At 71.9% G+C, this 9392-nt stretch carries 9 protein-coding genes and 2 pseudogenes; 2 read left to right on the top strand and 9 right to left on the bottom strand.

Features of this window, described 5'->3' with window-relative positions:
• Positions 1-357 (bottom strand): annotated as a pseudogene (locus ABZ818_RS41415) (hypothetical protein); the annotation flags it as partial.
• Between the two features lie 760 nt (positions 358-1117).
• Between ABZ818_RS41415 and ABZ818_RS41410 the strand changes: the two are divergent.
• Positions 1118-1735 carry a TOPRIM nucleotidyl transferase/hydrolase domain-containing protein gene (locus ABZ818_RS41410; RefSeq protein ID WP_361427120.1) on the top strand — a complete coding sequence of 206 codons (618 nt, stop codon included), beginning with the start codon at positions 1118-1120 and terminating at the stop codon, positions 1733-1735.
• Between the two features lie 378 nt (positions 1736-2113).
• Positions 2114-2257 carry a hypothetical protein gene (locus tag ABZ818_RS41405; protein WP_361427126.1) on the top strand — a complete coding sequence of 48 codons (144 nt, stop codon included), beginning with the start codon at positions 2114-2116 and terminating at the stop codon, positions 2255-2257.
• A 129-nt stretch (positions 2258-2386) separates the two neighbouring features.
• Here ABZ818_RS41405 and ABZ818_RS41400 read toward each other — a convergent pair whose 3' ends face one another.
• From ABZ818_RS41400 to ABZ818_RS41365, 8 genes and pseudogenes are all read right to left on the bottom strand, one after another.
• Positions 2387-2842 carry a MarR family transcriptional regulator gene (locus ABZ818_RS41400; RefSeq protein WP_361427118.1) on the bottom strand — a complete coding sequence of 152 codons (456 nt, stop codon included), beginning with the start codon at positions 2840-2842 and terminating at the stop codon, positions 2387-2389.
• Entirely contained in the window at positions 2839-3333 is a 495-nt protein-coding gene (locus ABZ818_RS41395) for a MarR family transcriptional regulator (protein ID WP_361427115.1), read from the bottom strand. The genes ABZ818_RS41400 and ABZ818_RS41395 overlap by 4 nt, the downstream gene beginning before the upstream one ends.
• Positions 3334-3416: 83 nt before the next feature.
• Positions 3417-4088 carry an ATP-binding cassette domain-containing protein gene (locus ABZ818_RS41390; protein WP_361427112.1) on the bottom strand — a complete coding sequence of 224 codons (672 nt, stop codon included), beginning with the start codon at positions 4086-4088 and terminating at the stop codon, positions 3417-3419.
• The gene (locus ABZ818_RS41385; protein WP_361427109.1) at positions 4081-5100 is read right to left on the bottom strand and encodes an ABC transporter ATP-binding protein; all 1020 of its coding nucleotides are present in this window, start codon (positions 5098-5100) and stop codon (positions 4081-4083) included. The genes ABZ818_RS41390 and ABZ818_RS41385 overlap by 8 nt, the downstream gene beginning before the upstream one ends.
• Positions 5097-5984, bottom strand: a complete 888-nt coding sequence (locus tag ABZ818_RS41380; RefSeq protein WP_361427106.1) for an ABC transporter permease — start codon at positions 5982-5984, stop codon at positions 5097-5099. The genes ABZ818_RS41385 and ABZ818_RS41380 overlap by 4 nt, the downstream gene beginning before the upstream one ends.
• Positions 5974-6942, bottom strand: coding sequence for an ABC transporter permease (locus ABZ818_RS41375; protein ID WP_361427123.1), 969 nt, complete (start codon positions 6940-6942; stop codon positions 5974-5976). Before ABZ818_RS41375 ends, ABZ818_RS41380 begins: the two co-directional genes overlap by 11 nt.
• Before the next feature lie 20 nt (positions 6943-6962).
• Positions 6963-8546 (bottom strand): ABC transporter substrate-binding protein, encoded by a 1584-nt coding sequence (locus ABZ818_RS41370; RefSeq protein ID WP_361427103.1) that lies wholly within the window; start codon positions 8544-8546, stop codon positions 6963-6965.
• Between the two features lie 416 nt (positions 8547-8962).
• Positions 8963-9297 (bottom strand): annotated as a pseudogene (locus ABZ818_RS41365) (5-methyltetrahydropteroyltriglutamate--homocysteine S-methyltransferase); the annotation flags it as partial.
• Between the last annotated feature and the right edge of the window lie 95 nt (positions 9298-9392).

Here is a 9392-nt window from a genome sequence, read left to right as displayed (position 1 = left end):
GCCACCGCCGCCGCGCTCGCCGAAGCCTTCGTTGCCGCCGCGGTGGCCACCGCCGCCGCGCTCGCCGAAGCCTTCGTTGCCGCCGCGGCCGCCACCGCCACCGCCGCCGCCGCGCTCGCCGCCGCCTTCGTTGCCGCCGCGGCCGCCACCGCCGCCGCCCCCGTTGCCCTGTCCCTGTCCCTGTCCGGACATGCCGTCCATCGGGGCGTGGGCCGGGGCGGGTGCCTGCTTGACGACGGCCGGGGCCGTCTGGGCCTCCGGCGCGGGGGCGGCCGTGGCGTAGGTGATGCCGGTCGCGACGAGCGCTGTAGCGGCGGCGACAGCCGCGGCGACGGCATTGGAACGAGTCTTGGTCATGTCGCTTTTGCTCCTGTCTCAAAGTGGCCGGCTTTGACAGTCGGCATGTGAACGAACGTAATGAAAGCCTCACGAGCTGTCATTTCGGGCCATTGGGAGGGGGTGGTGCTGTAGAGCCGAACGGGGGACCCAGGGCACCCGCACGCCTGGCTTACCGGATGCTGACGGCACGTCAATCCTCGTTGGACGCTGGGCGTGTCGGTGATCGACTAGGCCTTCAAGGTGATCTCTGACGTCTGCTCACCCGTGCGGCAGCGAGTCGCCTGGAAATCCCGGCGTGAAAGGCTCAGACATACCGGGACAGGCGGGTCCCGGACGGATCACGGCGTGGACCGGGCCACCGCGCTCTGGTCAGGGGTAGGCCCCGAAGCCGAGCCCATGACGATCCCTCACCCGGTCGGCGGACACGGCGACGGCGTCCGGGCCGGGCGGACGGAGGCGGGGACCGGCGGTGACTCGTAGGCGGCCGGGACGTTGAGGTGGGTGTGTGTCACGCGCACGGTGGCCCTCGCCGACCGGCCGGGTTGCCGACGGTCGGTGAGGCGGCGGTGCGGACACGGCTGCGAACCAGGTTGGTCAACTGACGTGGAAAGGGCGGGGTGTTGAAGGTATCGGCTGCGGATCGTCCGGCGTGCTGCCGCGGCACTGGCTGAGATGTGCCTCGCGGGTCGCCGCCCGGGCCTGTGGGCCGGGCTGAGGGTCGGGTGCCGTACGCGGAAATTCCCTCGCGTTGTGGCCGGAACGGGCTGAGACTCGTCTCATGACTGACATGGGGGCGTTCCGGGACGCGGTCACCGCGTGGGCGGCGGGTGGTTCCGGCGACCTTGTGCACGAACTGGCCGCGCGGCTGCCCGTCCGGGCGGCCGTCCTGCTCGAAGGACCGAGCGACGTCGCGGCGGTCGACGCGCTGGCGGCGAGCCGCGGCCGGGACCTGGCGGCCGAAGGCGTCTGCGTCCTGCCGATCGGCGGTGCGATGAGCGTCGGGCGCTACGCCCGACTTCTCGGTTCACCCGGCCTGGACCTCCGCCTCACAGGACTGTGCGATGAGGCGGAGCGTTCCTACTACGCACGCGGCTTCGAACGGGTCGGTGCGGCACAGCAAGGCTTCTTCGTCTGCGCGGCGGATCTGGAGGACGAGCTCATCCGCGTGCTGGGTGTGACGCGGGTGGAGGAGCTCGTCGGGGCGGAAGGCGACCTGCGTGCCCTGCGGACCTTTCTGCGCCAGCCCGCTCAGCGGAGCCGCGCCCCGCAGCAGCAGTTCAGGCGCTTCCTCGGAACGAAGAAAGGACGCAAGATCCACTACGGCCGCGTCCTCGTCGAGGCCCTTGACCCCGACCGGGTCCCGGCCCCGCTCGACGGCCTGCTCTCCAGCCTCTGACCGCTGGGCGACGCCGATCCCCGGCCGAGACGCCGTCGGCGTCCGCCAGGAGGTCGGCGCGGGAGCCGTCCGTATGGATCAGGTCAGGGTCGACGCGGTTCAAGGGCGGCGTGATCGCCCTCACCCGTCAGCTCGCGGCCGAGGGGGGCGCCGTACGGCATCCGCGCCGAAACGGACGGCGCCGGCGTTGGCGTGCACGGTCCCGTCGGGCACCGATGTCGGCACGCTCGACCAGGCATACGTGCCACCGGCTCTCCAGCAGGCGGGCCAGCGCCGCCGGACCGTCGGCGAACGCGCCGCCGCCTGACGCCCCTTGAAGCGTTTGCCGTCCGCGCGAACCGCCCTCGGTCGGCCGGCGTGGGCGGCGCGGTCAGGCTGGTGCGTCCGCTTTACCACCTCATACGCCCCCTGACCAGCAGGAGTGGGAGCCTGATCCTCTACCTGGCACTCGACCGGTCCCGCGGCAACCTGGCCCTCGCGCGCCACTCGCTCAAGCGCATCGAGGCCACCCCGGAGATCTGACCCCGCCACTCCGCCGGTGCCCGACCGCCCCTCCCCGTGGCCGGTACCGGCCGGACGGTTCAGGGCCGACGGACGCGTCCAGGGCCGACGTACGCGTCAACGAGGTGGTTGGATCGGGTGGTCAGGCGGTCAGGCGGTCAGCGCCGCGAGTTCCGCGTTGGCGTGCTCGGTGACCAGGGCGAGGACGCGGCCGGCGGCGGCCAGGTCCTCGGCGGGTATCCCGCCCCAGATGCGGGCGGTGAGGGGGGCGGTCTCCGCGCCGACGGCGGCGAGCAGTTCGCGCCCCGCGTCCGTGGGGCGAAGGTGCGCGCCGTCGGTGACGAGCAGTTGCATGCCGCGCAGTTCGTCGAGAGTGGCGCGGACGTCGGCCGGGTCGGCCTTGAGGGAGCCCTGTACCCGGGTGGCGAGATCGTCCGGCGTCTGCGGGGCGCCGGCGGTGACGGCGGCGCGCAGGGCGATCTGCTGCTGGAACGTGATGCCGTGCCGGGCCAGGACGTGCTCCAGGACACCACGGGCGGCGTAGTGGGCCAGGCCGAGGGCCCGGGCGTCGGCGACGGGTGCGGTGGTGGATGCGGTGGTCGTCATGGTGTCGTCCCCTGAAGGCTCTCGTCGTTCGGTGGAAGTGGAGCGAGAGGTGCGTCGAGAAGGGTCGTCAGCTCGTCGGTGAACGCGCGCGTCCGTGGGGCGTCGAGGCCGCCGAGTGGCTCCAGCAACTGCTGAAGCAGTTCCTGGACCACTGCGATGGCTTGCCGCGTGACGGCTTGGCCCTGCTCGGTGAGGGCGAGCTGTACGGCGCGCGGGTCACGGGGATCGCGGGTGCGCTCGATCAGGCCGGCCGACTCCAGGGCGCGCGCCAGCTTGGAGACGTACAGCGCCTCCAAGCCGGTGTGGTCGGCGAGTCGGCGCTGACTGGGCCGCTCGCCGGAGCGCTGCATGCCGTGCAGCGACGCGACCAGTGAGTACTGCGCGTGGGTGAGGCCCAGCGGAGCCACCGCGCGATCGACCGCGACGCGCCACTTGGTGGCGAGCCGCCATACCAGGAAACCGGGTGTGGGCCCCGGTGAACCCTTGCTCATGAATAAATAGAGTACATGGCTACTATATCCACGGCTACTGTTGGGTGGATCTGGACGGCGCCTCCCGAACAGATCGACGACGCCTAGTGCGCCCGGCCGGCGCCCGTCAGTGTGTCCCAGTGGACGGTGCGGTCGCACCAGCGGTGGAGCAGGGTGCGGTCGTGGCCGACGGCGAGGAGGCCCGCGCCCGTGGCGGCGCGGTAGTCCTCGACGACCGCGACCAGGGCGGCCGTCGTGGAGGCGTCGAGCATCGCCGTCATCTCGTCGCAGATCAGCCAGCGGGGGCGCAGGACGAGGGCCCGGGCCAGGCAGGCGCGTTGGAGCTGGCCGTCGCTGACCTCGTGCGGGCGTCTGCCGAGCAGGTCGGGGGTCAGACCGACCCGTCCGGCGAGTTCGGTGACGCGCTCCCGCACCTCGGCGCGTCGGCCGGTGGCCCGCAGGGGCTCGGCGATCAGGTCGGTGAGTGCCAGACGGGGGTCCGCGGAGAGGCGGGGCTGCTGGAAGACCACGCCGAAGGCGGTGCGCTGCGGGCGCGGGGCCCGGTGGCGCCACCCTCGTACGGACTCGCCGTCCAGCAGCACGGTGCCGGAGTCGGGGCGGTGCAGCAGGGCCGCGACGCGGGCGAGCGTGGACTTGCCGCAGCCACTGGGGCCGAGCAGGCCGACCGCTTCACCGGGCGCGACGGTCAGTGAGACGTCCCGTACCGCTGGATTCCGCCGGTCGTAGCCCGCGGTGATGGCGCGCAGTTCAAGCATGCACGTCCTCCGATGCTCCCTGGGATGCTTCCTCGCCGGTTGCCGAGGCGGGGTGGGGGTGGTGGCAGGCGACCTCGCCGGCTGTCGGCGGCAGTACGGCGCAGGCCTCGTCGGCCCGGTCGCAACGGGCGGCGAAGGCGCAGCCCTCGGGGAGGGCGCCGAGTTCGGGTGGCAGGCCGGGGATGGCGGTGAAGGCCCGGTCGGGGAGGGCCTGGAGCAGGCCGCGGCTGTAGGGATGGCGGGGGCCGCGCGAGCCGAAGAACACCTCCGCGTCGGCCAGTTCGACGATCCGGCCCGCGTACATGACGGCGATCCGGTCGGCGATCCGTTCGGCCGCGGCCAGGTCGTGCGTGATCATCAGCAGGCCGCGCCCCGCCGAGTCCGAGCCGCCCGGGTGGTCGATGTGGCGTCGCAGTTCGTCGACCGTGTGGTCCACCAGGTCGCGGTCGAGCCCGGTGGTCGGTTCGTCGGCGAGCAGCAGCGGCGCGTCGCCGACGAGGGCCAGGGCGGTGGCGGCGCGCTGGGCCAGGCCGCCGGACAGCTCGTGCGGGTGGCGGTCCAGGTGATCCGGGGGGAACGCGGCGCGTTCGGCGGCCGCCCGCGCGGCGGAGCGTACGGCCGCGCGGCCGCGGACCCCGGTCAATGCGGCGACCGTCTCCTCCAACTGGGAGCGGATGGTGCGCACGGGCGTGAGATGGGCGGCGGGGCTCTGCGGTATGAGCCCGACCAGCCGGCCCCGTACCGTCCGGGCGAGGGTCCGTTCGTCGGCCGAGAGCAGGTCGAGGCCGCCGAGCATCGCCTGCCCGGCCGCCTCGGCGTTGCCGGGAAGCAGGCCCAGCAGGGCGGAGGCGAGGACGGACTTGCCGCAGCCGCTCTCGCCGATAAGCGCCAGGCACTCGCCGGCCGCGACGTCGAAGTGCGCGTCGGTGACGGCGGCGACTCGGTGCCCGCCGGGCATGAGGAAGCGCACCGACAGTCCGCGCACCGACAGCACGGGCGATCGCTCGGTCACAGCATCAGCTCCGATCGGCGGCGGGGGTTGATCCGTTCCCGCCAGGTTCCGGCGAGTCCGGCGATGGCGAGGGTCGGGACGATGATGAACAGGCCGGGGAAGAGGGTCGGCCACCACTGTCCGGCCAGCAGCGAACCCCGCGCGCCCTGGATGAGGGTGCCCAGGCTCGCCATGTGCGTGGGCAGTCCGAGCCCGAGGAAGGACAGCGCCGATTCGTGCCACATGGCGTGCGGCACCATCAGCGCCGCGGCGAGCGCGGCCTGGGGCAGTACGGCGGGCAGCAGGTGCCGTACGGTCACCCGCCACCTGGACGCACCGCCGGAGACGGCGGCGTCGACGTACGGGCGCGAGCGCAGGGAGAGGACTTCGGCGCGGACGATCCGGGCGGTCGACAGCCAGTGAGTGAGCGCCACCGAGACGATCACCGGCCACACACCCGGCCGGAACATGGCGACGATGAAGATGCCGAGCAGCAGGTGGGGCACGGAGGAGACCGTGTCCACGACCCGCATGATCCCGCGGTCGACCCAGCCGCCGAGCGCACCGGCGGTGGCTCCGACGGCGGTACCGACGACGGTGGCCGTCACAGCCGCCGCCACTCCGACGAGCAGGGAGACGCGCAGTCCGTAGACGCACCGCAGCAGCAGGTCCCGGCCGAGGTCGTCGGTGCCGAAGGGGTGGGCCCAGCTCGGCGGCAGCAGCTTGGCGGCCAGATCGACGGCCTGCTGGTCGAGTTGGACCAGCGGTGGCACGACGAGGATGGCGAGGACGGTCGCGGCGACCAGCGCGGCGGAACTGCGCACCCGCAGTGTGCGGGTGGAGCGCCGATTCGTCCCGTACGAACGCCAGACGGTTTCCCGGGAGGCGGGGACGTCACATGTCACTGAACTTCACCCTTGGGTCGAAGAGTCCGTAGAGCAGGTCCGCGAGCAGGTTGCCGACGAGGACGGCGGCCGTGGCCAGCGTGGTCAGCGCGGCGAGCAGCGGGAAGTCGACGGCGGTGGCCGCCTCCACGGTGGCCGCGGCGATGCCCGGCCAGCTGAACACGCTCTCCACCAGCAGGGCGCCGGTGATGAGTTCGGGCACGCGGGAGCCGATCAGGGTGAGCACCGGCAGCAGGCCGGAGCGAAGAGCGTGGCCGAGCAGTACCGTGTGTTCGTTCAACCCGCGGGCCCGGGCGCCGCGTACGGGGTCCTCCGACAGCGCGTCGCCGACGCCTTGGCGTACGTAGAGGGCGAACCACGGCAGTTGGGAGACGGCGAGCACTCCGGCCGGCAGTACGACATGGCTGACCACCTGTCCCGCGGTGACCTGTTCGCTCGCGGTGTCGGTGAGGCCGCCGGCCGGGAGCACGCCCAGTTGGAGGGCGAACAGCCAGATCGCCAGCAGGGCGAGCCAGAAGACCGGCGCCGCCTCCAAGGAGTAGGCGAGTGACGTGACGACCCGGTCGAGCAGCGATCCCGGGCGGCGGGCGGCGAGGACGCCGAGCACGGTGCCCGCCAGCACGGCCGCCGCGAAGGCGACCGCGCACAGCAGCGCGGACCACACCAGACGCTCACCGATGACCTGGGTGACCGGCTGCCGCAGCACGCTCGACTCGCCGAGGTCGCCGGAGAGCGCGGAGGTCTGCCAGTGCCACCAGCGCGAGGTGAACGGCTGGTCCACGCCCAGGTTGGCGCGCAGCCGGTCGAGGGTCTGCCCGTCGGCACGGAGGGCTGCCGTGCCCGCGTACGCCTTGACCGGGTCGAAGGGGGATGCGGCGGCGATGGCGAACACGCCGAAGGTGACGACGAGGAGGACGGGGGCGGCGAACAGCAGCCGCCGCCCCACCAGACGCGCCATCGCCGCCCAGAGCGGGGAGGTCACTTCTTCGGCTGCCATGCCTGGAGGTTCCACCACGGGCCGCTGGCGAAGCCGTGCTCGTGCGGCTCGACCTGCGTGGTCAGGCCGTCCCAGCGGTCGGCCAGCACATAGAGGTGGTCGATGTGGGTGAGGAAGGTGTAGCCGGGGTCCTTCGCGAGTTCGCGCTGCACCGTGTCGTACGCGGCCTCGCGGGTGCCGGTGTCCTGGCTGCGGCGGCCGGTGTCGAGAGCCTTGTCCACGGCCGGGTTGGCGTAGTGGCCCATGTTGTTGAAGCCGTCGCCGGCCAGGGACGAGTGCAGCAGGGTGAACAGACCGAAGTCGGGGTCGCCGCTGCTGTCGAGTCCGGCGAGGACGGCGTCGTTCTTCATCCGCGGCTCGATCACCTCCCAGGTGGCGCTCTCCACCTTCACCTCGATGCCCGCCTTCTTGGCGTCGGAGGCGTAGGCGAGGGCGTGGTCCTGGCGGACCTTGTCGCCGGAGGGGTAGAGGAGCGTGAAGGAGGCCCGCAGACCGTTCTTCGCGCGGATGCCGCCGTTACCGGCCTTCCAACCCGCCTGGTCCAGCGTGCGCTTGGCCTTCGCCAGGTCCTGCGGCCGCTCGATGCCCTCGGCGAACCAGGGGTCGTCGCTCGGCAGCGGTCCATAGGCCGGGCGCCCTGCCCCGTCGAGGATCTTGTCGACCATGGCCTCGCGGTCCACGGCGGCGTCCAGCGCCTGGCGGATCGCCCGGTCGCCGGTGACCTTGTTCTGCTGGGGGAGGGTGACGGCCCGGAAGTCGTAGGACTTCGCCTCGTGCGTCGCCCTCGCCTTGTCGCCCTTGAACGTGGCGGCCAGGTCGGGCGGCAGGACCGCGCCGTCGAGGTCGCCCGAGCGCAGCCGGGTGGCGCGCACGTCGTCGTCCTTGACGATCGCCATCGTCACCTTCTTCACCTTCGGCTCGCCGTCCCAGTAGGCGGGGTTGGCCTTGAAGGTGAGCTTCTCGCCCTTGCGCCAGCCGGTGAGGACGTACGGTCCGGTGCCGACCGGCTTGGTGTTGAAGGAGCCGGTGTTGGGGTTCTGCCGCCCGGCGATGTGCTGAGGGACGATGGGCAGGACCGTGCGCCCCGCGAACGGCGCGTAGGGGTACTTGAGCGTGAAGACGACCTTGTCGTCTCCGTCGGCCCGTACCTCCTTGATGGCGTCCAGTTCGCTTCGGGCGGTGTTGTTGGTCTTCGCGTCGAGAATCGTCCGATAGGTGAAGACCACGTCGGCGGAGGTCAGCGGCTCGCCGTCGCTGAACTTCACGCCGTCACGCAGCGCGTAGGTGTAGGTGAGGCCGCCGTCGCCGACCTGGGGGAGTGAACTCGCCAGCGCCGGCCTGAGCTTCATGTCGGCGTCCCGGGTGAGCAGACCGTCGAAGATCTTGGAGTTGCCGTCCTTGCCGTAGCCGAGAAGAGGACTGAGGGTGTCCGGCTCGGAGGCCACGCCGATCACGACGGAGTCGGCGGCGCTCTCGCTGCCCGCACCGCCACCGGGGGCCGAGCAAGCGGCGGCTCCCACGAGTGTCGCCACCGCTGCGGCTGCCCGTATCCGTCGGACGGTCATGAACCCTCACATCCTTACTGCTGGCCAAATGCTTTTGCATATTAGTCGCAATAGATCCTCCGGTCACCCGGGGGTCGGATGTGTGAGTTCGTCCCAACTGTCCGGCTGACCAGGAGTTTCGCGGGCGCGAAGGCGCGTGGACGCGCGATGCGGTGGGTGCCGTGATCATGGGGGCGTCCGGCGCTGGTCCGGCCCGGGGGGAGGGGTCGTGAGGCTGTATCTCGCCATACCTTCTGTTCTGTTGGCGTTGCGCATCGCCGCCTCGGGCATCGCGCTCATGCCGGTCGGGTTGATCGCGATGACGCTGGGCCGGCGCCCGGGAGGTCGTCGACAAGGCAGCGGAACACCCCGATGTGGGCGCAGGCCCGCTCCGGCCGAGAGCCGGCCGGAGCGGACGTGACGCGTCGGGGGGAGGCCTACGACACTTCGCCGCGCACGGTGCGCGCCGCCGTGACCAGGTTCTCCAGGGAGGCCCGGGTCTCCGGCCAACCGCGGGTCTTCAGGCCGCAGTCGGGGTTGATCCACAGCCGTTCGGCGGGGATGGCCCTCAGACCGGTGCGCAGGAGTTCGGCGGTCTCCTCGGTGCTCGGGACGCGGGGGAGTGGATGCCGTACACGCCGGGTCCGGCCTCGCGCGGGTAGACGTGCGCGGCGAGTCCGCGGGCGACCTCGGTGTGGGAGCGGGCGGCCTCCAGACCGATGACGTCGGCGTCGAGTTCGTCGATGGCCTGGACGACGTCGCCGAACTCGGCCTAGTACTGCAACCGCATCTGGGGTGACGATCAACGGCGTCTGTCGTTGATGTGACTGTGTGCTGATGGGTTGACGGTCGAGCAGGTTGAGTCGT

The organism is Streptomyces sp. NPDC047453 (assembly GCF_040643155.1).
Lineage (GTDB): Bacteria > Actinomycetota > Actinomycetes > Streptomycetales > Streptomycetaceae > Streptomyces.
Note: the sequence above shows the minus strand (reverse complement) of the source record. Positions and strands in the feature narration are given on the sequence as shown.